Annotated in this window: 1 protein-coding gene; it reads left to right on the forward strand. The window is 64.6% G+C overall.

Translation table 11 applies throughout. The features are described from left to right. On the forward strand, positions 1 to 240 hold a 240-nt coding region (locus AC0IYH_RS33660), incomplete at both ends, for a hypothetical protein (protein WP_471838790.1).

Here is a 240-nt window from a genome sequence, read left to right on the forward strand (position 1 = left end):
GGCGAGAACCAGCGCTTCACGCAGAACATCCTGGAGGCCAACGCCGAGATCCAGGTGCCGTTGGTCGAAAATCGCCCGTTCGCCCGACTGTTGCAGGTCAACGGCGGTTACCGCGTGTCCAAGTACAACCGCCTCGACGGCAAGTTCGACACGTGGAAGGCCGAGGGCATCTGGGCGCCGGTCGAGGATATCACGCTGCGCGGATCGTACAACAAGTCGCAGGCCGCACCGGGCGTCGGC

This window comes from Pseudomonas sp. AC463 (assembly GCF_979253585.1).